Source organism: Pedobacter roseus, assembly GCF_014395225.1.
Classification (GTDB): domain Bacteria; phylum Bacteroidota; class Bacteroidia; order Sphingobacteriales; family Sphingobacteriaceae; genus Pedobacter; species Pedobacter roseus.
The window spans coordinates 2,598,464-2,621,069 of record NZ_CP060723.1; the positions used below are offsets into that span (position 1 = coordinate 2,598,464).

A 22,606-nucleotide genomic window follows, 5' to 3' on the forward strand; every position below is an offset into this window, starting at 1 on the left:
TAGAAGAATACATCTCTAATGGCTAAACTATTAATAATTGACGATGAGCGTGCGATAAGGAGTACTTTGCGCGAAATTCTGGAATACGAAAATTACGATGTGGAAGATACCGATAACGGTATCGACGGACTCGAAATGATCAAAAAAGGAAATTTCGATCTGGTTCTTTGTGATATCAAGATGAATAAGATGGACGGTATGGAAGTGCTCGAACAGGCACAACTTATCAAGCCAGATCTGCCTTTTATTATGATATCCGGACATGGAACCGTTGAAACGGCCATCGAAGCCAGTAAAAAAGGAGCTTTCGATTTCATCTCGAAACCACCTGATTTAAACCGTTTACTGATTACCGTTCGAAATGGTTTAGACCGTGGAACCTTAGTTACCGAAACCAAGGTTTTAAAGCGTAAAGCAAGCAAAACCCGTGAAATTTTAGGCGAATCGGAAAGTATTTCCAAAATCAAGGAAACCATCGAGCGTGTTGCCCCTACTGAAGCCCGTGTACTGATTACCGGCGCAAATGGTAGCGGTAAAGAACTGGTAGCCCGTTGGTTACACGAAAAATCAAACCGTGCAGATAGTCCCTTAATTGAAGTAAACTGTGCTGCAATTCCATCTGAACTGATTGAAAGTGAGCTGTTTGGTCACGAAAAAGGTTCATTTACCTCGGCTGTTAAACAGCGTATTGGTAAGTTTGAACTCGCCAATGGCGGCACTTTATTTCTGGATGAGATTGGCGACATGAGTTTATCAGCCCAGGCAAAAGTTCTTCGTGCCTTACAGGAACATAAAATTTCGCGTGTTGGTGGTGAAAAGGAAATTGAAGTAAATGTGCGTGTTTTAGCGGCGACGAATAAAGATTTATTAAAGGAAATTGAAGATGGTAATTTCCGTATGGACTTATACCACCGATTAAATGTAATTAATATCCATGTTCCACATTTAACAGAACGTACGGATGATATTCCTGTAATTGCACAAAACTTTTTAGAGAGTATCTGCAGCGATTATGGAATGCCGGTTAAGAAAATAAATGATGGCGGAATGGCTGCATTACAGGCTTTACCATGGACTGGTAACGTACGTGAGCTGCACAATATGATTGAGCGATTGATCATTCTAAGCGACAGGGTAATTACGGAAAATGATGTTCGTGCATTTGCTAACCCAGGTGGCGGAACAAATATAGGTGCGGCAACCAGTGCACAGATTGCCGGAGCAGGCGGTTCGGCATTAACCTCATCTTTCGATTCATTTAACAATTTCCAGGATTATAAAGACCACGCAGAGCGTGAATTTATCAAATTTAAACTGGAAAAAAACAATTGGAACGTATCAAAAACTGCTGATGAGATTGATATTCAAAGAAGTCACTTATACAGTAAAATAGAGAAATTCGGCTTAAAGAGAGCTGAATAAGTTGAAAAGTTTGAGGGTTGGAATGTTTGAAGGTTCTCCGGACAATATTCCAACCTTTTAGTTGAAATGTTTTAAAGTTTGAAGGTTGCAAGGGTTTCCGAGCTTGATTAAACGTTATAACAGCACATTTCAACTTTACAACATTGAACATTCTAACCCTTCTTATCCCATATAATCATTCTGCCTCATCAGCAATGCCCTGTATTTATTAAAGATTGCCGTTTTTGAAACAAAACCTAAATATTGGTTCTGTGCGGTAAGCACTGGTAAAATCCATACATTATCCTGTTCCATTTTCTCCAATACCATTTTAAGCTCATCACTTTCTGTAATCGTATTCGGTGCAGGCTGAACCAAATGAGAAGCCATTAAATTTCCTTTATCAGGATGGTTGATCATCTCATTAAATAACTCTTCGATATAAATAATACCTTTAAAATCACCTAATTCGTCTGTAACCGCACAGATATTTTTATGCGATTGCAAAATTTCATTCATCTTAACCGAAATCAGGTCATTCATCTGTAACTGAGGATAACTTTTCTCGATCAGGTATTTCAGTTTCATCTGGTTTAAAACCGTTGTATCCTTATCCTCGTGCGATAGTAATTCTCCTTTATCGGCAAGTGCTTTGGTATAAATGGAATGTTTTTGTGAACTGCGGTTAATAGCATAAGAAATTGCAGTGGTAATCATCAATGGCACCATTAAAATATATCCTCCGGTAATTTCGGCAATCAGAAAAATACCCGTTAAAGGGGCATGCATAATGGAACCTAAAGCAGCAGCCATACCAGCTACAATAAAATTAGAAACGTTTAATTGTGCTATACCCGAAAGGTTCACCACATAAGCAAAGATAAACCCGATTAAGCCACCCATAATTAAACTGGGCGCAAATGTACCTCCATTACCACCGGCACCTAAAGTAACCAGGGTAGCAATGGATTTCATAAAAATGGTAACTACCGTAAACAGCACAACTACGGCAGAAATTGAGCTATAATCGGCAAAAATACTATTATTGATCACCGTATGATAATCACCTTTAAGCAAGCCTTTTATCGTGATATACCCTTCGCCATACAATGTAGGAAATAGAAAAACCAATGCACCAAGCATTAAACCGCCTACAATTACTTTGGTGTAAGGATGTTTAATTTTATAGAACAATCCTTTTACTGCATAATTGGCTTTGGTAAAATAGATAGAGAATAAACCAATAAAACAGGCTAGAATAACATAGTAAAATAGGGCATTAACCTTCCACCCTTCAGTAACCAAAAAGAAAAGCTGTTGGGTATAAAATAACCTTGCCACTACTGCTGCCGTTGCCGCTGATAACAGAAGCGGAATAAATGCTGGAATGGTAAATTCAGGCAATAGAATTTCGATGGCAAAAACAATCCCCGCTACCGGGCTATTAAAAGCCCCCGCAATACCGGCTGCTGCACCACAGGCTACCAACATGGTAATTTCGCGGTATGATAAGCCCAATACACGGCCAAGATTGGAGCCAATAGCTGAGCCACTGGTTACAATTGGTGCCTCTAAACCTGTCGAGCCACCAAAACCAACGGTAACCGCTGCGGTTATAATCTGCGAATAAATGTTATGAGCTTCTACCTTACTCGATTTTTTTGAAATGGCATAAAGTAGCGGTGTTAAACCAGTTTCGAACTTAGTTTTACGGATAAAGTATTTAATGTACAAAACAGTTAAAAAGATACCAATCATTGGAAAAATGAAATACAGGTAGTATTTATATTTCCAATGCCAATCAGACTGAAGAAATTCTTCGATGTGATGGGTTAAACTTTTTAAAGCAGCGGCAGCCAATCCGGCTAAAACCCCGACAATTACAGCAAGGATAACTAAGAAATTACGGTTTGATATTTTAGATTTTCGGTACTGGTTAATCTTATCAAGGTAATTTACAAATCTGATGTACATTCTATTGTTTTTTAAATAGAGGGCGATGCCCAAAAGTAACAAAAACAAAGGGAGAAGCCAATTTAAAGGCTTCTTTTATGCATCAAATTTGTCCAATAATTTAATTAATGTTGCAAAATCCTTTGGGTATGGCGCATCGATCACAATATCCTGATCGTTGAGTCCTTTAAAAACCAAATGGCGGGCATGTAAAGCAAAACGTTTCATTATTGGTTGCTCCTCTTCACCCTTGGTTAATTTATAACCTCTTTTAATCGAGGAAAGAAAAACCGGTTTACCTTTATACATATCATCGCCCACAATAGCCGCCCTTTGTGTAGCCAGGTGAATACGGATCTGGTGCATTCTACCGGTAATCGGCTTACACTCCACCAAAGTATAGTGTTTATAGTATTTTAAAGAGTTAAATATCGTTTCTGCCCGTTTACCTTCAGCCCTATCAATGGTTACATTTTTATTGCCATCGTTTAAAATGGGTAGATCAACAGTTAAATCATCAAAAATAACATGTCCGTCTACTACAGCGTGGTAGGTCTTACTCACCTTTCTTCTTTCGAACTGCATCGAAGCATGGCGGTAACCTTCAGGATTTTTAGCGATAATTAAAGCGCCAGAAGTTTCTTTATCCAAACGGTGACAAACCTGTGCATCATCACTGTATTGTTTAGCTAAGCGCAATACATTGGTTTCTCCTGATCCACCACGCTCGTCAAGCGAGGCCAGAAATGGAGGTTTATTGATCACAATAAAATCGTTGTCTTCGAAAAGAATAAGGTCTTTAAAATTTGGAAATTTCAAACTGTGCTGTAATTAATGAAGCGCAAAAGTACGATTTTATTTTTTATTGGTTCAGAAATTAACCACAACTTTAACTTGATAATCTTCTTCTTGAGTAGTCAGTTTAATAAAAAAAGAAGTTTAGATAACGGCTTTGGGCGATTCGTCATTCCCACGCAGGTGGGAATCTTAAAGCCTATTGCATTACGATTCCCAATCAAGTTGGGAATGACGCGAAATTACAATGCATAAAAAAACACAGATTAAGCACCAGAAAAAAAATCTGTGTTAATCTGTGTTAATCTGTGTCTATCTGTGGTAAAAAAAAAATTAAGACAACTCAAACTTATAACCTACCCCTTTTACAGTTGATACATAAGTTTCGCCTAATTTTTCTCTTAGTTTGCGAATATGCACATCAATGGTTCTATTGGTTACCACTACCGAGTCTTCCCAGATATTTTTAAGGATCGACTCCCTGGTATAAACTTTTCCTGGTTTTGAAGCCAATAGGTATAAAAGTTCAAATTCTTTTTTGGCCAACACCACTTTGTTTCCACCTTGAAAAACCAGGTAAGCTTCGCGATCGATAACTAAATCACCGATTTCCAACTTGTTTTCAGATACTTCTTCTGTCCCTGTATTTCTTCTTAATATAGCATTAATGCGGCTAACCAAAGCACGCGGCTTAATTGGTTTTGCGATATAATCATCGGCACCAACGTTAAAACCTGCTATTTCAGAATATTCTTCACTTCTGGCGGTTAAGAAAACCATAAAGGTATTCTTAAATTCAGGAATTGCACGCATTAAACGGCAAGCCTCTATCCCATCCATTTTAGGCATCATAATGTCCAGGATAATTAAATCCGGATGAACCTTTTTCGCAACAGTAATTCCTTCCTGGCCATTGGTAGCTGTGAAAACCTGATAACCTTCTTTTTTTAGGTTATATTCAATAAGTTCCAGAATATCTGGTTCATCATCAACAATTAATATTTTCTGACCTGCGTTGTTCATAGTTAAATATTTGTTACGAAAGTAGTGTCTATGATGCAATATTTAGTTAAGCCTAAGTTAAGAAATTGTTAATTACTTAAATTAGTTTAACATGGAATTTGTTTTAACGTAACGTTTTGGCTAAAAACCCCTCTAATTCATCACCACGCAAGTTTTTAGCTATAATTTTTCCTGATGGATCAACCAGGTAAGAAGTTGGGATGGCTTGTACCTGGTATTTTTTAACCGTTTCGCCATTAAAATCTTTCAATTCTGAAACGTGCGTCCAGGTTAATCCGTCAGCCTTTACCGCCCCTAACCATGCTGCTTTGTCGGTATCTAAAGAAATACCAATGATATCGAAGTTTTTGCTTTTGTATTTATTGTAAACTTTAACTACGTTCGGGTTCTCCTGACGGCATGGCTGGCACCATGAAGCCCAAAAATCGATCAGCACATATTTTCCTTTATAATCTGATAAACTTACCGGTTTATTATCTGCGGTATTAATGGTAAATGCAGGCGCAACCTGACCTACCTGAACAGCCTTTAATAAAGCCATCTGCTTTACAAAAGCATCAACTGTAGCATTACCTTTAATTTCTTCTTTAACTTCATCAGCAAATTGAACCAGTTCGGCTTCAAATTCCTGCGGACTTAAAGTATTCATCGCATAAAAACTGGCAAGTGTTCCTTTATTATCTTTAGCAAATTTAATGATCTGGGTATTTAACTGATTGATATAAGATTCGTATTGTGGTTTCATCGATTCTAACACAGCCGCTCTATTTTGTGGTTGAGTGGCTACTTTTGCTTCAAAATCTGCCTGCAATTTTTCTACCTGTTTTGCAAAATTGTTTCTGATGGCATTCAGCTCTGATAGTTTTTCAACTTCGTTTGCACCAGAAATTTTGTAAGCCATCGTTTTATCCGCTATATCAGCTTCAAGTTTAATATCATCACCATTTTTTGCAATCAGCATAAATTCATGGTTACCTAATGATACCCTGAAAAAATCAACCGATGGGGTTTTACGTATAAACTTAAATTCTCCCTTCTCAGATAAATTGGTCGAATCAATTGCAACCATATTGCTGTTTTGCATGCCATATAAAAACACTTTCTTTTCCGTTCCGGGATTTTTGAAAGTTCCATCAATGGTAAAGCTGTCTTTTGGTTTACATGCAGTGAAGGCAATCGCGATCAGCATGATCAGGCTCAATTGTTTTAGTCTCATTATTTCAGTTTTTCAAGTATTAATTCATTTAATTTTTTTGCATCGGCTTTACCTTTGGCCAGTTTCATTACATCGCCAACAAACAACCCTAAAACGCCTTTTTTACCTTTCTTGTACGCTTCTACCTGCTGAGGATATTTATTTAACACTTCATCAATAAAACCACTCAATTCATCTCCATTATCAGAAATAAGTAAGTTTAATGATAGTGCCAAATCGGTCACTTTTGCATTTTCTTCTAATTCAACAGCTGGTAATAATTGCTGAATGGCAATCTGTTGGGTGATTTTTTTATCATCAACCAGGTTAATTGCCTCAGCCAATTGCTCAGGTTTTACCTTAAACTCAGCAATGCTGATCCCTTTTTCATTTAAAACAGCCCTTATTGGACCGATTAACCAATTAATCAGGCTTTTTTTATTATTTACAACTGGCTTGGCTGCATTAAAATAAACCAAAAGACCTAAATCCTCTGCAAATAATGCTGCATCTGCCTTGCTGATCCCAAATTCGGCAATCATTTGCTCCGAAATTTCGTTTGGCAAAGCGGGCATCAATGATTTAATCTCTCCCAACCATTCATCAGAAATATAAATCGGCTGTAAATCAGGATCAGAAAAATAACGGTAATCATTGGCTTCTTCTTTGGTACGCATTGGAGAAGTAGTGCCTTTATCAGCATCAAAATTCAAGGTACTCTGAATAATCCTTCCACCATTATTGATCACTTCTACCTGACGTCCAAATTCGAAATCCATAGCCCTACGTACGTTACGCATCGAGTTTAGGTTTTTTACTTCGCAGCGTGTTCCAAACTCAGTAGTGCCCTGCGGACGTATTGAAATATTGGCATCGCAACGCAAACTGCCCTCTTCCATGTTACCATCACTCACATTTAAATGCCTTACCAGTTTCCTGATTTCGCTCAGCAATACAGAAGCTTCTTCCGAGCTGCGAATATCAGGTTCTGTCACAATTTCGATTAAAGGCACGCCGGCACGGTTTAAATCAACCAGCGAATAGTTATCATCCTGATCGTGGATACTTTTTCCTGCATCCTCTTCTAAGTGGATCCGGTTAATACCGATCCTTTTTATAGAGCCATCAGCAAGCTGAAGTTCCAAAAAGCCATTTACACAGATAGGCTGATTATCCTGCGTGATCTGATAGCCTTTTGGCAGATCGGCGTAGAAATAATTTTTCCTGTCGAAATGGTTAACCTGATTGATGGTACAGTTTAAAGCCAATCCAATCCGGACCGCTTTTGCTACCACTTCTTTATTAAGCTTTGGCAACGCACCCGGCAGGGCCAGTGAAACTGTCGATATATTTTGATTAGGCAAAGCCCCGAAAGATGCACTATCAGCTGAAAATATTTTGGTATTTGTATTTAACTGAACGTGTATTTCTAGTCCTGAAACGAGTTCGAAAGTGTTTTGCAGGCTTGTTTCTTGTAAAGGCATTTAAAAGCTTTTGTGTGTTTTATAGATTTTTATTAACCAGAGATAAATTTTATCCCTGGTTAAATATTTAATGTGTCAAATATAGTTATTATTTAGTCTTTCGTTAAAAAAGGCTTGAAGGAGAAATTTTCAAAAATTCCTGCCACGGCAAGCCACCTGCGCCAACCAAAAGCATTTTATCTGGCTTATACATCTTATTAAAAGCATCCATGCCTGAGGTTTTGGTTACCAACCCGGTACTTTTAACTTCAATACCAATTATTTTACCGCGTTTTTCTAAAATAAAATCTACCTCATCGTTTCGGTGCCGCCAATAAAATACTTTATAACCCTCAACAAAAGAGGAATTTAAAAGGTGTGCCCCAATTGAAGATTCGACCATCCTACCCCATTCTGCAGGTTGCTTTTTTATTTCTCCGAAAAATTCATTTCTTTGAGCACTTACCAAAGCATTATTATGCACCTGAAATTTTGGACTAGAGGATCGTTTTCGGATTACATCAGCCGCAAATTTCTCTATACCACCCAGCAAACCAGCAGTATCCAATAATTCCATGTAATGGGATAAAGTGGTGGTATTACCTGCATCAGAAAGCTGACCTACTATTTTGGTGTAAGACAGGATCTGACCGGAATACAAACACCCCAGTTCAAATAACCGTTTCATTAAGGCAGGCTTATCTACCCGGGTAAGCATTAAAATATCTTTAGAAATACTGGTTTCGATTAAAGCATTAGAAACATAGCTCTTCCATCGCTCTTCATCAATGATCAATCCAGCCGATCCTGGATAGCCCCCAAACCAAACATACTGTTCTGCAGTAAAGCCGAAAGCACTTTCCATTTCTGCAAAGCTCCAATGTCCTAGATAAGTTAATTCAAACCTTCCTGCTAACGACTCAGTCAATCCCTGCTGAATTAACAATCTTGATGAGCCGAGTAAAATGACCTTTATATTTACGTCATTACGCATATCCTCGTCCCAAAGGCGTTTTACAATTTCACTCCAGTTATCAATCTTCTGGATTTCATCAATTACCAAAATATATTCGTTAACATCAGGTTCTTTCATAATCTCCCTGGTATTGTTCCAAATTTGCTCAATCCACGTTCTGTCTGAGGCTGCAACAGCATCAGCAGATTCGAATATACAAGGTGCAACCAGATCCTTTACCAGTTGACTCATTAATGTAGTTTTACCTACCTGCCTGGGGCCAACAAGTACCTGAATAAACCTTTTTGGTTCTTTCATCACCTTTACAAGTTTCTGAAAATGAGATCTTTGAAACATATTTTACAATTTACTCAATAAGCTGAGTAAATTTACTCAATATGTTAAGTAATTACAAATGTTACTTATTTTTAATTTGACTATTAACATTAAATAATGGAATTTTGAGCGTTTAAATTAACTAAAAATTATTTACTAAAATGCTGTATATAAACAAATTACAAGCAATTTAACAATTTACTCAATAAGCTGAGTAAAATTAATCAGTGAAATCAAAAGTTAAAAAAATGTTAAAAGGGATCTTGTAATTAAACTACAAACAAGTACCGTAGTCTATTTCAACAAACACACAAAAAACCTTTAAATTGAAAAGTTATGAAAAAGTTAGTTTTATTTGCCGCAGTACTGATGGTTTCATTATTCGGCATCAACAATGCAAAAGCGCAGGTTAGCTTAAATATTAATATCGGTTCACAGCCAGTTTGGGGTCCAACAGGTTACGACCACGTTGATTATTATTATTTCCCTGATATAGATGCTTATTATTATGTTCCTTCAGGCCAATACATTTATGCAAATGGCGGGCGTTGGGTTTGGACAAACAGTTTACCTGCCCAATATGGAAACTTTGATTTATACCGCGCTTATAAAGTGGTAATTAATGAGCCTAAACCTTATTTGAGAAATAACATATATGTAACCAGGTATAGTAAATATAAAAACTATGGTGGCCGTCAAACCATTATTAGGGATAGTAGAGATACTAAGTACTATGTTGTAAAAGGACATCCTAATTATAATCAAAGACCTACAAGAAATGTTACTGTTATCAATAACCGTCCTAATCGTGTAGTGCAAAAAAATGTAACAAAACCCGCTCAAAATAATGGCCGTCCTCAATTTAAAAATGGTCACGATAATCGCCCAGAAAGAAACCGTGGAGAAGGACGCGGTAATGAGCGCCATTAAAATTAATATTTAGTTGTGATGGGAGGAGTTTCGAAAGAGGCTCCTTTTTTATTTGATGATTTCTGGCACGTGTTTGGTATAAATAATAAACACACAAATTAAATTGATTATGAAAAGGTTATTTTTAATTGCTGTAGTAATGGTGGTTTCATTTCTCAGCATCCCGGTAAAAGCACAGTTAAATGTAAATGTCAACATCGGCTCACAACCATTATGGGGGCCTACCGGTTATGATCATGTAGATTATTATTATCTTCCTGATGTTGAAAGCTATTACAATGTTCAAAAAAAACAGTTTGTATACCTAAATGGAAATGATTGGGTTTTTGCGAATGCTTTACCTAGCAGATATGGCAATTATGATTTATATAACGGCTATAAAGTTGTAGTTAATTCGCCTCAGCCATATTTGAATTTCAAAAACGACAGAGTAAAGTATGCAAAATATAAAGGCAATAAAGGTCAATCGGTGATTAGAGATAGCCGTGAAAGTAAATACTATGTGGTAAAAGGACACCCACACGGTATGCCTCCAGGACAAGCTAAAAAACTCTTTGGTAAAGGGAATAACGGTAAAGGTCATGGAAATGGTAAAGGCAAACATTAGTCTATCCTATTAAATTAAGTTAAAGCGAGTTTCGAAAGAAGCTCCTTTTTTCATATATCTGTTACAATAGAAGTTTTGGCACAGCGTTTGAATTGATGAAGTACACACAAATAAAATAGATTATTATGAAAAAGCTATTCATCATCTCCGCGATTTTAGGTATCGTGGCTTTAACATCTAATCAATCTAACGCTCAGGTAAGTATCAACTTAAATATTGGCGCGCAGCCTGCATGGGTTCCGGCAGGTTATCAGAGCGTTGATTATTATTACCTCCCAGAAGTACAATCTTACTATTATGTTCCACAAAGGCAGTTTGTTTATTTGAACGGAAACAGGTGGACTCGTTCTAGGTATTTACCAGCAAGATACAGAGGTTATGACCTACATCATGGAAGGAAAATTGTAATGTACGGAAACAATCCATACCGCAATTACAATAGCCACAGGGTTACTTATGCAAGCCGAACCAATTATTATCGCTCATCTTATGGTGGCGGTGATAGGATCAGATACCGTGCACCAAGAAACAATTATAGATCTTACCGTGTAGATAACAGACATCATGATAGAAGGGTAAATCCAAGTTTATTCTCCAGAGGACACCGGGAAAAACATGGCAGACATTAAAATAAAAAAGAGGCTTTAGGGCCTCTTTTTTATTTTAAACACATTTAATTTATTTCAGTGATCATTAACTATGCGGAATAAAACTTTCTGCTTTTTCCAAAACAACCTTTAGCCCTGCCGGATTTTTACCGCCTGCAGTAGCATAAAATGGTTGTCCGCCACCGCCGCCCTGGATTTCCTTACCCAGTTCGCGGACAATATTTGAAGCGTTTAATCCTTTTTTAACCAAATGATCAGCAAGCATTACGGTTATACCTGGCTTACCATCAATCTCAGTAGTAAAAACAAGAAAAAGATTATCTATCATGTCTTTTAGAGAAAAAGCCAGGTTTTTAACCGCTTCTGCGCTTTGAAGATCGATGTGTTTTGCAATTAAGTTGATTCCGTTAATTCCTCTTACATGGTGTACAATTTCATGTTTTAAAGTGTTTACACGTTCAATTGTCGATTTTTCGATTTCCTTTTTCAGTTTTGCATTTTCATCCAATAAAGCCTGAACAGAAGCAGATAAATCTTTACTTCCGTTTAATAATGCTTTTAAATGACCTAATTCTTTCCTCTGATCCAAGAAATATTGTTCTGCTTTATCAGCAGTAATGGCCTCAATACGACGTACACCTGCGGCAACAGCACTTTCAGAAATAATTTTGAATGAACCGATCTGTCCGGTAGCTTTTACATGCGTACCCCCGCAAAGTTCTTTTGAGAAATGATCGTCAAAAGTAATCATGCGGACAAAATCGCCGTATTTTTCACCAAATAAAGCCGTTACGCCACTTTCGATAGCATCCTGATAAGGAACATTTCTTTGCTCTTTTAATTTAATATTCTGGCGGATTTTTTGGTTTACAATCACTTCAATCTGAGCCAATTCTTCGTCAGTTACCTTCGCGAAATGAGAAAAATCGAAACGCAGGTAATCAGCATTTACCAATGAACCTTTTTGGTTAACATGTTTGCCTAAAACCTGTTTAAGGGCTGCATGCAACAAGTGAGTTGCGGAGTGGTTATCTTCCGTTAAAACACGTTTATCTTCATCTACAACTGCCCAAAATTTACCTTCTAAATGATCAGGCAATATATCTGCAAAATGAACCGTTAGTCCGTTTTCCTTTTTAGTATCGGTAATATCTACCCAGAATTGACGGCTATGATCTTCTAAACGTCCTGTATCGCCTACCTGACCACCACTTTCTGCATAAAAAGGTGTCTGGCGTAAAACTATCTGATATTGTTCTTTCCCTTTGGCTTTAACTTTACGGTATTTTAAAATCTCGGTTTCAATTTCTAAATCATCATAACCCACAAATTCGCTTTGATCTTCTGTATTAACCACAATCCAATCACCTGTATCGATGGCTGTTGCGGCACGACTATCATCTTTTTGTTTTTTCAAAGCTTGCTCGTAGCCAATTAAATCAACACTCCAGCCCTTTTCTCTTGCCATTAACTCAGTTAAATCGATCGGGAAACCAAAAGTATCTGATAATTCAAAAGCAAAAGCGCCTTCCACTACATTATTAGCAGCCTGATATCTCTCAAAACGCTGGATTCCCGTAGATAAAGTCCTTAAAAATGAAACTTCTTCTTCTAAAACTACTTTCTGAACAAAATCCTGTTGTGAAATCAATTCATCAAACACACCTTTAAATTGCTCAGCCAATAAAGGCACCAATTGATTCAAAAACGGCTCTTTAAAGTTCAAAAAAGTGTAAGCATAACGTACGGCACGGCGTAAAATCCTGCGGATTACATAACCTGCTTTATTATTTGATGGCAACTGACCATCGGCAATTACGAATGAAATGGCACGGATATGATCGGCCATTACCCGCATGGCAATATCTGTTTTCTCGTCGGCGCCATATTTAATTCCTGCTTTATCAGAAATAAACTGGATCATTGGCTGGAAAACATCGGTATCGTAATTTGAAGTTTTTTCTTGTAAAACACGTACCAAACGTTCAAAACCCATTCCGGTATCTACATGTTTTGCTGGTAAACTTTGTAATGAACCATCTTTTAAACGGTTAAACTGCATAAATACATTGTTCCAGATTTCGATAACCTGAGGATGATCGGCATTTACCAGGGTGGCACCATCAACCAATGCTTTTTCTTCGTCGGTACGGCAATCTACGTGGATTTCAGAACATGGTCCACATGGTCCGGTATCGCCCATTTCCCAAAAATTGTCTTTTTTGTTTCCCGGTAAAATATGGCTTTCATCCACATATTGTTTCCAAAGGTCGTATGCTTCCTGGTCTTTTTCCAAACCTTCTTTCTCATCACCTTCGAAATAGGTTACATATAATTTCTCTTTCGGAATTTTATAAACCTCGGTTAATAATTCCCAGCTCCAGGCAATGGCTTCTTTTTTAAAATAATCGCCAAAGCTCCAGTTGCCCAGCATTTCGAACATGGTATGGTGGTAAGTATCGATACCTACTTCTTCCAGGTCGTTATGTTTACCAGAAACACGTAAGCAGCGTTGCGTATCTGCAACACGAGAATATTTTATGACGGCCTCTCCTAAAAACAAATCTTTAAATTGGTTCATACCCGCATTGGTAAACATCAATGTTGGGTCGTTTTTAACCACAATCGGTGCTGAAGGAACAACATGATGTTGTTTCGATTCAAAAAAACTAAGGAAAGCCTGTCTAATCTCTTTTGCTGTCATTTCAATATTATTGGAGGGAACAAAATTAAAATTTTATTGCGTTAATAAGGAAAAATCGAGCTACATTTGAATACTTTAATTAATCGATATAAAACACTCATAATCAAGCACAAGTTATGCCGTATAAAGAAAGAGACATTAATAAAATGTATTATACCATGGGCGAGGTGACTGAAATGTTTAACGTAAACGCATCTCAGATCCGTTTTTACGAAAAAGAATTCGATATCCTTCAGCCTAAGAAAAACAAAAAAGGCAACCGTCTTTTTACTCCGGAAGATATAGAAAACCTAAAAATTATCTTCAACCTGGTTGATGAAAAGGGTTTTACTTTAAAAGGCGCTAAAGAATACCTGAAAAATAATAAATCTGATGTAAAAGAGAATCAGAAGATTATCGATTCATTGGAAAAACTGAAAGGTTTTTTAGTTAACCTTGCCGACGAGCTTTAAAAAACCTACATCACCATCTACAGCTTAATCATACAAAAAATGTATTTTTATATTTATTTTTTTTTGTAGTTTTTAAAATAAATTTATACATTAGTTTTAATTAATCAACCATCACCCTATTTTCTTTAACTGGCTTAATCTCCGCTTATGAAAATATGGTATCTGCTGTTGATCGATTTTTCCTTCAACTATTTTTCTCTCCAGAATAATCTGCCAACTAGTTATAGACTAGCTTGCAATGGCTGTTTGGCCATTTTTATAGTTTTTTCTTCACCGTCCAATCCTTTTACAAATGCGTGCTAGGATCTTAATTATTGCTTTTGTGATGATGGGATTCATCGCCAATGCACAACAGAATAATGAAACGGAAATTGATATCCGCGATATTCTGGAAAGTGTTACTGAAAGTTTACCGGATGATTACGACATGACTGAATTGGTTGACGTGTTAATGAGGTATCGCAAACATCCAATTGATCTGAACCATACTTCTCCAGAAGAATTAAAGAGTCTGGTATTTCTATCGCCTTTGCAGATCAGCAACTTTTTCTCTTATGTTAAAGAAAACGGACAATTTGTTGATGCGCTGGAATTACAGAGCGTTGATGGTTTTGATGTTAAAACGGTGCAAAATTTATTGCCTTTTGTGGCGGTAAACATTCAGCCAGAGTATCAGCAGCTCAATTTAAAAAATATTTTTAAGCTTGGCGAAAATGACCTGATGATGCGCTATGCACAGACTTTAGAAAAGCAAAAAGGTTTTACCGATTTGCCCGGAAACCGATATTTAGGCACTCCTGAAAGATTTCAAACACGTTATCGGTTTAATTATAGCACTATACTTTCTGCCGGCATTACAGTAGATAAAGATGCCGGTGAAAAATTTATTGACAAACCTTTCGATTTTTACTCGGCCAATGTCGCCTTATTTAAATTGGGCAGGATCAAAAAACTGGTCGTTGGCGATTATACTTTACAATTTGGTCAAGGCTTAACTTTATGGTCGGGATTTTCTTTTGGTAAGGGACCGGATGTAACCAGCGTGGCTAAAAAAGATCTGGGTTTAAGGCCTTATAATTCTACTAACGAATATTCCTTTTTTAGGGGCGCATCGGCTACCATTAATCTTTTCAAAAATATAGATATCACGCCATTTATTTCCTTTAGGAATCTTGATGCCAGCCAGAAGATGGATAAGGAAGGAAATTTGGTTCAATCGACCATTAATCAAACAGGATTACACCGGACGCCTTCTGAAATAAAAAATAAAAAAGTTTTAAAACAGCAATTATACGGAGCTGTTCTCCAATACACCAAAAATGAATTTGGTGTAGGTGCAGTTGCTTATCAGAGTACTTATGGGAATGATTTTGTGGTACAAACAGCTGCTTATGATCAATATAGTTTTACAGGCAAATCGTTAACCAATTTGGGGTTGTTTTATAATTATACCTATAAAAACATGTATCTCTATGGCGAAGGGGCTAAAGGTTCGGGTGGCGGTTTCGCTTATATCAACGGGATGCTTATTAGTATTTCGAAAGCGGTTTCTGCTGCTTTAACCTATCGCGATTATGCAAAAGATTACCATAATTTCTTCAATCAGGCTGTATCCGAATCGAGTGAAGCGGTAAATGAAAAAGGTTTGTATGTTGGTTTAAATGTAAATCCGAACAAAAAATGGGCTTTTTCAGTCTATGGTGATTATTTCAAGTTCCCATGGCTAAAATACCGTGTTGATGAACCCTCTAAAGGTTACGAGGCTCTGGCCCAGGCTGTTTATACGCCAAGCAAAACTTTTAAAATTTTAGCCCGGTTTAAAACGGAAAAAAAACAGCAGAATACCGATCTGGATGTGCCAATAAACTTCTTGGATGATGTAAAAAGACAGGGGTACCGGGTTGAAGTAAACTGGCTACTCAATAAAAACTGGAGCTTCCAAAACCGCGCAGAAGTTTCTCAGTATAAAAAAGGCGATGCTAGTGGTGAATTAGGTTACCTGATTTATCAGGATGTTGATTATTCTCCCCTGTTTTCTAAAATTACCGGTAATGTAAGGCTAGCCTATTTCAACACGCCAAGTTACAACAGCAGGATTTACGCTTATGAAGATGATGTGTTGTACAGTTTTAGTTTTGGAATGTACAGTGGGAAAGGTTATCGGACTTATTTAAACCTGAAATACAATTTGGCTAAGAAGTTAAATATCTGGATGCGTTATGGGTTGTTTATTTATCAGGATGTTGAAACGGTAGGCACTTATCTGGATGAGATTAAAGGCAATAAAAAATCGGAAATTAAAGTTCAGGTACGTTACCAATTTTAAGTAATGTTTAAAGCCGAATACGTATTTGTAAGAATTTTATTTCCCTTCCTGATAGGGATAGGTACTTTTTATTTCTTTCCTTCAAAAATATGCTTACAGCTGCTTGAAATCCTACTCTTAATCAACTTTTTAGGCATTTTATATTTAAACATTATCTATAAAAGGCTAAAAGCATACCGCTACAAAGGAATAATTGGCGCTTTACTTATTGTATTTTTCTTTAATCTTGGTGGCTCACTTTGTTTATTGAACAATCAAACACTAAAAGGCAATTATTTTGGAAAGGGACAATATACTTCCCTAAAAATTTGGGTAAAAGACGAACCACAGCAAAGTGGTAACATATTACGTTTTAAGGCAAAGGTAATTTCTGGTTTCCAAAATGATAAACAGATTAGGTTATCAGGTCAACTGCTTGTGGCTTTAAGATTGGATAGCCTAAAACCAATTCAGCTAAAGTATGGCGACCAAATCATTATCACGACAAAGTACACGGAAATAGAGCCTCCATATAACCCTGCAGAATTTGATTTTAAGGCCTGGCTTTCGCATCAAAATATTTATCATCAGGCTTTTATTGATCAGGAGCATCTGATTAAAACCAATCGTAATATTGGTAACCCAATTATAAAATATGCTTTATGGTTAAGGGAAAAGCAGGTAGAAAAATATCGGACACTGATTAAAAACAATGAGGCTTTTGCAGTGGCTTCTACATTGATATTGGGCTACAGAGCCGATTTAAGTAAAGAGACGCTTTCTGCTTATAGTAAAACAGGAACCATACATGCCCTATCGGTTTCAGGGGCACATGTAGCCATTATTTATGTTGTACTGGATTTTATGCTGATGTTTCTGAACAGAAAACGTTCATTAAAAATCATAAAGCTTATCCTCATCTGCACTTTAATATGGGCTTATGCACTATTAACAGGTCTATCTCCTTCGGTTGTACGCTCGGCCATCATGATCAGTATTCTGATAACAGCTAAAGTCTTATCCAAGAATACCAACAGTTATAATGTTTTGGCCTTTTCTGCATTTTGTCAGCTGCTGTATGATCCGTTTTTAATTTGGGATGTTGGCTTCCAGCTCTCCTATCTTGCTGTTTTTGGTTTGGTTTATCTTCAGCCAAAAATTTATAACCTCATCTACTTCAAACATAAATGGACCGATAGCTTATGGAGTTTTATTGCCATGTCGTTAGCGGCTCAAATCGTTACTTTTCCTTTAAGTATTTATTATTTCCATCAATTTCCACTTTATTTTCTTTTCGGAAATCTTTTTATCACCATACCGTTGGTACTCATGATGTACCTCGGAATTGCTATTTTGGTACCATGGTTTAGTTTTTTAGCACCAATTTTCGAATGGCTGATCAACTTTACCAATTCAGTATTAAAATGGATCGCCGATCTTCCTTACGCCACTTTCTCATCGATATGGATCAATCTGCCCGAATTTATGTTGTTAAGTTTGGCGCTCGGACTATTTATTTATGGACTGGCCAATTTCAATAAACGTTTTATATTTTCATCCCTCCTGATTTTTGTCTGCTATCAGGTGTTAATTACTTATGACGACTTAGCGGTACACCATCAACAAAAGATTATTTTCTTTTCGTTAAGGAAAAATTATGCGGCGGCATTTATTACCGGAAAAGAAAGCATTCTGGTTACCGATTTAAAAATTACGGATAAAAACTATGACTTTTTTGTAAAACCGGCGCTCACACAACTCCAAATAAACAACATCTGTTTTGTTAATTTAAAGAAAGATACGGCACTTAAAAATTTTGTGATGCAAGATCATCAGCTCATATTTCATCATTATAAAATACTGGTGATTGATGATCGCTCAAATTATAAAAAACTGACCGGAAACGCTACTTTTTCGAGTCTCTGGATCAGTGGCAATACCAGATTTGGTTTATCTGATCTGGCTCCTGAAATAAAATATGAAAACATCATCATCGATGCCACCAATAAGGATTATAAGATCGAGAATTTGAAAAAAAACGCAAAGAATTATCATTTAAATGCTCATATTTTAAAGAAAAATAAAGCATATTTGGTGCAACTAACCCAATAACATGGAAAATCTGGTTTTATATCAAGTTGCAGAAAGAATTGCAACCATAACCATTAACCGGCCTGACAAAAGAAACGCCTTAAATCCTCAACTCATCTCAGCGTTAACAGCTGCATTTATCCGTGCAGCAGAAGATGACCTGGTTAAGGTAGTTATCTTAAATGCAAATGGTGGTTCATTTAGTGCCGGTGCCGATTTAGGATACCTGCAACAGTTGCAGCAAAATAGTTTTGAAGAAAATGTTGCCGATTCTAACCGACTCAAAAAATTATTTACAACCATATATTACCTGCCAAAGGTTGTTATCGCACAGGTAGACGGTCATGCTATTGCGGGTGGGTGTGGTTTAGCAACCATCTGCGACATTGTTTTTGCAACCCCTGAGAGTAATTTTGGCTACACTGAAGTTAAAATAGGCTTTGTTCCTGCTATTGTTTCCTGTTTTTTAAAACAAAAGGTGAGCGAATCGGTTGCTAAAGAAATCCTTTTAACGGGAAAAACCTTCTCTGCTGAGCAGGCACTTAAATATAATTTGATAAACTTTGTAACAAATTCATCCGAAATTCATCAAAACGTAAGAGAATTTGCACTAAGTTTGTGTAACGGAAGTTCTGGTAATTCGTTAATGGTTACAAAACAATTAATTACACAGACTAACAATCCCCTGCTTGAAAAATGCCTGGAAACTGCGGTACAGATCAATGCCCGTGTACGGGAGAGTGAAGATTTTAAAAAAGGAATTTCTTCATTTTTAAATAAAGAGAAAATTAACTGGTAAAAAACTAAACTGAAATAAAAAACATGTTCAAATCAATCAAAACAAGCGTTGTCGCTTTAATCTTAGTAAGTAGCGCGATCATCGCCCATGCGCAAAAGAAAATAGCTGAAGGTACCATTACCTACGGCTTATCGTATAAATTAACAGAAGAGCAAAAAGCTGCAATGGGCGGACAAGAGCCACCTGCAGAATTGAAAGTTAAATTTAATAATGGTTTAACCAAAATCGAAATGGAACAAGGTCCTGCTTTAATTGGTATCGTTTCTGATAACAATGAAAAAACAGGTTTGCTTTTAATTGATGTGCCGGTTGCCCAAAAACAATTTGCAGTTAAACAAACTAAAGCTGATATTGAAAAAGCAATGGGTGCTATCCCTAAATATTCTGATTTCAAAGCTACAGGCGAGAAACAGACTATTGGTGGTTTTAGTGCTGAAAAGTATTCTTATAAAGATGATAAAGGTGCAACCCTTGAACTTTGGGCTACAAAAGATATCGAATTACCAAATGTAGGTTCTCAAAACTATTTCCCTGGTTTAACGGCTTTCCCTGTAAAATATACATTGGTTCAAAGAGGTGTTGAAACTACTACAACTTTAAAATCGGTTGTTGAAGGTAAAGTTGGTGCAATCTCGAAAGAAGTACCAACAGGTTATGAAGTAGTAACAATGGAAGATTTAGCAAAAATGCAAGGTGGTGGTGAATAATTAACCAAATCTTGCTAATTAATGGCTTTTTAACTGCCGGCTTTTTATTTAAATTAGCCGAAAAGTTAAAAAGCTTTTTTTATGCCTCAAAATTATATATGATTAAAAACTTATTACTCAGATTATCAATAGCCTGCATCGCGATATGTACGCTAATTGATGCAAAAGCCCAAAGTATCAACTGGGCAAAAGATGGTAACTCCTACTACCAGATTGCAAGCGGAGAAATTATTTCGGTTACCCTCCCTAAAAGCGATAAAAAAACAATTATTTCCAGAGCGTTATTAACGCCTGCAGGAAAAGATAATACCATTGCGGTAAGAAGTTTTCAATTATCTGATGATGGTACAAAAGCATTGATTTACACCAACAGTAAAAAAGTTTGGCGTTACGATACCCGCGGCGATTATTGGCTGGCTGATTTAACGGCTAATAAAATTACCCAAATCGGGAAAGATAAACCAGCATCATCTTTAATGTTTGCTAAATTATCACCTGATGGAAGTAAAGTAGCTTATGTAAGCAAACATAATTTATATGTAGAAAATATTGACGGAACTGGTGCTAAAGCTTTAACCACAGATGGTACAGACCGCATGATCAATGGTACCTTTGATTGGGTTTATGAAGAGGAATTCGATTGTCGTGATGGTTTTAGATGGAGCCCTGACGGGAAATCAATTGCTTACTGGCAAATTGATGCCACCAGGATCAAAAACTTTTTGATGATCAACAATACCGATTCTATTTATCCTTATACCATTCCGGTTGAGTATCCAAAAGTTGGCGAAAATCCTTCGGTTTGCAAAGTTGGTGTAGTTGATATCGCCAGCGCGAAAACAAACTGGTTAGACGTTCCTGGCGATAACATCCAGCATTACATTCCACGGATGCAATGGGTACCAAATAGTAATAACATTATTCTACAACAGCTTAACCGTGAGCAGAACGAAAGTAAAGTATTTATCTGCAATGCCAGTACCGGAGATGCAAAAGCAGTTTATACTGAAAAGGCAAAAGCCTGGATTGATGCACAGGATGAATGGAAATGGTTAAACGACAATAAAGAATTTACCATCGTATCAGACAAAGATGGCTGGAACCATTTGTACAGGATCAGTATTGATGGAAAAAAAGAAACATTGGTTACAAAAGGTAACTATGATGTAATTGATGTGAAATTGATTGATGTAAAAAACAATACGGTTTATTTTCTTGCGTCACCAACCAATGCCACTCAGAAATATCTATTTAAAACCAAGTTGGATGGAAAAGGAAAATTAGAGCAGGTTACCCCTTCTATCCTACCTGGAACGCATAATTATGACATTTCTCCAAATGCAGCTTTTGCCCGTCATACCTATAACAGTTCAATCGTAAGACCAATTACCGAGTGGATGAATTTTACCACAGGTAATCCATTTACGATGGATGGAAGTGTTACTACCCAATTATCAAAACAGGAAGCGCCTAAAAACAAAGTTGAGTTTTTCAAAGTAACTACAGAAGATGGCATTGAGATGGATGGATGGATGAAAAAACCTGATAATTTTAATCCTGCTAAAAAATATCCGGTTGTATTTTATGTTTATGGTGAACCTGCTTCGCCTACAGCAGCAGATACTTATGGCGCCGGAAGAAACTTCCTATACGCTGGCGACATGGCCAAAGATGGTTATATCTATATTTCGATGGATAACAGAGGTGCTCCTGTACCAAAGGGAAGTGAATGGCGTAAAAGCATTTATAAAAACATCGGTGTGCTTAATATCCGCGACCAGGCCATGGCAGCTAAAAAACTATTGGCGACTAACGCTTTTATGGATAAAGACCGTGTAGCCGTTTGGGGCTGGAGCGGTGGCGGTTCGTCTACCTTAAACCTGATGTTCCAATATCCTGAAATTTACAAAACAGGTATTGCCATTGCAGCAGTTGGCAACCAGTTAACTTACGATAATGTTTATCAGGAACGTTATATGGGTACACCTTTTCCAAGTAAAGAAGCTTATGTAAAGGGCTCTCCCATTACTTATGCCAAAAACTTAAAAGGAAATTTATTGTACATCCATGGTACCGGCGATGATAATGTACACTATCAAAATGCCGAGATGCTAATCAATGAACTGATTAAAAACAGAAAGGTTTTTCAACTGATGAGCTACCCTAACCGTACACATAGTATCTCAGAAGGTGAAGGAACAAGCGAGCATTTATCGTTAACCTACACCAAGTTTTTAAAAGAAAACTGCCCTCCTGGAGCAAGATAGAAAATTTAAAAAAGC

General features: G+C 36.9%; 17 protein-coding genes. 10 read left to right on the plus strand and 7 right to left on the minus strand.

Annotated elements, in window-relative coordinates; translation table 11 throughout:
* Positions 1–18 precede the first annotated feature (18 nt).
* Complete coding sequence (locus tag H9L23_RS10855) at positions 19–1,422, plus strand: sigma-54-dependent transcriptional regulator (RefSeq protein WP_187594974.1); 1,404 nt, start codon at positions 19–21, stop codon at positions 1,420–1,422.
* A 162-nt stretch (positions 1,423–1,584) separates the two neighbouring features.
* Here the strand turns inward: H9L23_RS10855 and H9L23_RS10860 are convergent, their stop codons facing one another.
* The 6 genes from H9L23_RS10860 to H9L23_RS10885 all read right to left on the minus strand — a co-directional run bounded on the left by H9L23_RS10860 (position 1,585) and on the right by H9L23_RS10885 (position 9,142).
* Complete coding sequence (locus H9L23_RS10860) at positions 1,585–3,375, minus strand: chloride channel protein (RefSeq protein WP_187594975.1); 1,791 nt, start codon at positions 3,373–3,375, stop codon at positions 1,585–1,587.
* A 75-nt stretch (positions 3,376–3,450) separates the two neighbouring features.
* Positions 3,451–4,173, minus strand: coding sequence for an RluA family pseudouridine synthase (locus tag H9L23_RS10865; protein WP_187594976.1), 723 nt, complete (start codon positions 4,171–4,173; stop codon positions 3,451–3,453).
* 309 nt (positions 4,174–4,482) lie between these two features.
* Positions 4,483–5,172 (minus strand): response regulator transcription factor, encoded by a 690-nt coding sequence (locus H9L23_RS10870; RefSeq protein WP_029274338.1) that lies wholly within the window; start codon positions 5,170–5,172, stop codon positions 4,483–4,485.
* Positions 5,173–5,275: 103 nt separating this feature from the next.
* Positions 5,276–6,388, minus strand: a complete 1,113-nt coding sequence (locus H9L23_RS10875) for a TlpA disulfide reductase family protein (RefSeq protein ID WP_187594977.1) — start codon at positions 6,386–6,388, stop codon at positions 5,276–5,278.
* Positions 6,388–7,851: an Asp-tRNA(Asn)/Glu-tRNA(Gln) amidotransferase subunit GatB gene (gatB, locus tag H9L23_RS10880; RefSeq protein ID WP_187594978.1), complete on the minus strand. Its 1,464-nt coding sequence runs from the start codon at positions 7,849–7,851 to the stop codon at positions 6,388–6,390. Before gatB ends, H9L23_RS10875 begins: the two co-directional genes overlap by 1 nt.
* Before the next feature lie 103 nt (positions 7,852–7,954).
* Positions 7,955–9,142, minus strand: a complete 1,188-nt coding sequence (locus tag H9L23_RS10885; protein ID WP_187594979.1) for an ATP-binding protein — start codon at positions 9,140–9,142, stop codon at positions 7,955–7,957.
* Between the two features lie 315 nt (positions 9,143–9,457).
* Between H9L23_RS10885 and H9L23_RS10890 the strand changes: the two genes are divergently transcribed.
* The 3 genes from H9L23_RS10890 (at position 9,458) to H9L23_RS10900 (ending at position 11,287) form a co-directional block, all read left to right on the plus strand.
* Complete coding sequence (locus H9L23_RS10890; protein ID WP_187594980.1) at positions 9,458–10,051, plus strand: hypothetical protein; 594 nt, start codon at positions 9,458–9,460, stop codon at positions 10,049–10,051.
* Between the two features lie 109 nt (positions 10,052–10,160).
* Positions 10,161–10,658 carry a hypothetical protein gene (locus tag H9L23_RS10895; RefSeq protein WP_223191065.1) on the plus strand — a complete coding sequence of 166 codons (498 nt, stop codon included), beginning with the start codon at positions 10,161–10,163 and terminating at the stop codon, positions 10,656–10,658.
* A 125-nt stretch (positions 10,659–10,783) separates the two neighbouring features.
* Positions 10,784–11,287, plus strand: coding sequence for a hypothetical protein (locus H9L23_RS10900; protein ID WP_187594981.1), 504 nt, complete (start codon positions 10,784–10,786; stop codon positions 11,285–11,287).
* A gap of 64 nt (positions 11,288–11,351) precedes the next feature.
* Here the strand turns inward: H9L23_RS10900 and alaS are convergent, their stop codons facing one another.
* On the minus strand, positions 11,352–13,970 hold the full coding sequence (alaS, locus tag H9L23_RS10905; protein WP_187594982.1) for an alanine--tRNA ligase: 2,619 nt from the start codon (positions 13,968–13,970) through the stop codon (positions 11,352–11,354).
* Between the two features lie 116 nt (positions 13,971–14,086).
* Here alaS and H9L23_RS10910 point away from each other — a divergent pair, with 116 nt between their 5' ends.
* From H9L23_RS10910 to H9L23_RS10935, 6 genes are all read left to right on the plus strand, one after another.
* Positions 14,087–14,422 carry a MerR family transcriptional regulator gene (locus H9L23_RS10910; protein ID WP_025146232.1) on the plus strand — a complete coding sequence of 112 codons (336 nt, stop codon included), beginning with the start codon at positions 14,087–14,089 and terminating at the stop codon, positions 14,420–14,422.
* A gap of 292 nt (positions 14,423–14,714) precedes the next feature.
* Positions 14,715–16,748 carry a helix-hairpin-helix domain-containing protein gene (locus H9L23_RS10915; protein ID WP_187594983.1) on the plus strand — a complete coding sequence of 678 codons (2,034 nt, stop codon included), beginning with the start codon at positions 14,715–14,717 and terminating at the stop codon, positions 16,746–16,748.
* A gap of 3 nt (positions 16,749–16,751) precedes the next feature.
* Entirely contained in the window at positions 16,752–18,839 is a 2,088-nt protein-coding gene (locus H9L23_RS10920; RefSeq protein WP_187594984.1) for a ComEC/Rec2 family competence protein, read from the plus strand.
* Position 18,840: 1 nt separating this feature from the next.
* Entirely contained in the window at positions 18,841–19,617 is a 777-nt protein-coding gene (locus tag H9L23_RS10925; protein WP_187594985.1) for an enoyl-CoA hydratase/isomerase family protein, read from the plus strand.
* Positions 19,618–19,640: 23 nt separating this feature from the next.
* Positions 19,641–20,324 (plus strand): DUF4412 domain-containing protein, encoded by a 684-nt coding sequence (locus H9L23_RS10930; RefSeq protein WP_187594986.1) that lies wholly within the window; start codon positions 19,641–19,643, stop codon positions 20,322–20,324.
* Positions 20,325–20,422: 98 nt separating this feature from the next.
* Positions 20,423–22,591: a S9 family peptidase gene (locus tag H9L23_RS10935; RefSeq protein WP_187594987.1), complete on the plus strand. Its 2,169-nt coding sequence runs from the start codon at positions 20,423–20,425 to the stop codon at positions 22,589–22,591.
* Positions 22,592–22,606 lie beyond the last annotated feature (15 nt).

What these genes read in the sequence shown, in the direction of transcription:
- H9L23_RS10855 (WP_187594974.1), top strand. Translation starts at nt 19, where the DNA reads ATGGCTAAACTATTAATAATTGACGATGAGCGTGCGATAAGGAGTACT.
- H9L23_RS10920 (WP_187594984.1), top strand. Translation starts at nt 16,752, where the DNA reads ATGTTTAAAGCCGAATACGTATTTGTAAGAATTTTATTTCCCTTCCTG.
- gatB (WP_187594978.1), bottom strand. Translation starts at nt 7,851, where the DNA reads ATGCCTTTACAAGAAACAAGCCTGCAAAACACTTTCGAACTCGTTTCA.
- H9L23_RS10890 (WP_187594980.1), top strand. Translation starts at nt 9,458, where the DNA reads ATGAAAAAGTTAGTTTTATTTGCCGCAGTACTGATGGTTTCATTATTC.
- H9L23_RS10860 (WP_187594975.1), bottom strand. Translation starts at nt 3,375, where the DNA reads ATGTACATCAGATTTGTAAATTACCTTGATAAGATTAACCAGTACCGA.
- H9L23_RS10925 (WP_187594985.1), top strand. Translation starts at nt 18,841, where the DNA reads ATGGAAAATCTGGTTTTATATCAAGTTGCAGAAAGAATTGCAACCATA.
- H9L23_RS10915 (WP_187594983.1), top strand. Translation starts at nt 14,715, where the DNA reads ATGCGTGCTAGGATCTTAATTATTGCTTTTGTGATGATGGGATTCATC.
- H9L23_RS10895 (WP_223191065.1), top strand. Translation starts at nt 10,161, where the DNA reads ATGAAAAGGTTATTTTTAATTGCTGTAGTAATGGTGGTTTCATTTCTC.
- alaS (WP_187594982.1), bottom strand. Translation starts at nt 13,970, where the DNA reads ATGACAGCAAAAGAGATTAGACAGGCTTTCCTTAGTTTTTTTGAATCG.
- H9L23_RS10900 (WP_187594981.1), top strand. Translation starts at nt 10,784, where the DNA reads ATGAAAAAGCTATTCATCATCTCCGCGATTTTAGGTATCGTGGCTTTA.
- H9L23_RS10885 (WP_187594979.1), bottom strand. Translation starts at nt 9,142, where the DNA reads ATGTTTCAAAGATCTCATTTTCAGAAACTTGTAAAGGTGATGAAAGAA.
- H9L23_RS10910 (WP_025146232.1), top strand. Translation starts at nt 14,087, where the DNA reads ATGCCGTATAAAGAAAGAGACATTAATAAAATGTATTATACCATGGGC.
- H9L23_RS10870 (WP_029274338.1), bottom strand. Translation starts at nt 5,172, where the DNA reads ATGAACAACGCAGGTCAGAAAATATTAATTGTTGATGATGAACCAGAT.
- H9L23_RS10930 (WP_187594986.1), top strand. Translation starts at nt 19,641, where the DNA reads ATGTTCAAATCAATCAAAACAAGCGTTGTCGCTTTAATCTTAGTAAGT.
- H9L23_RS10875 (WP_187594977.1), bottom strand. Translation starts at nt 6,388, where the DNA reads ATGAGACTAAAACAATTGAGCCTGATCATGCTGATCGCGATTGCCTTC.
- H9L23_RS10935 (WP_187594987.1), top strand. Translation starts at nt 20,423, where the DNA reads ATGATTAAAAACTTATTACTCAGATTATCAATAGCCTGCATCGCGATA.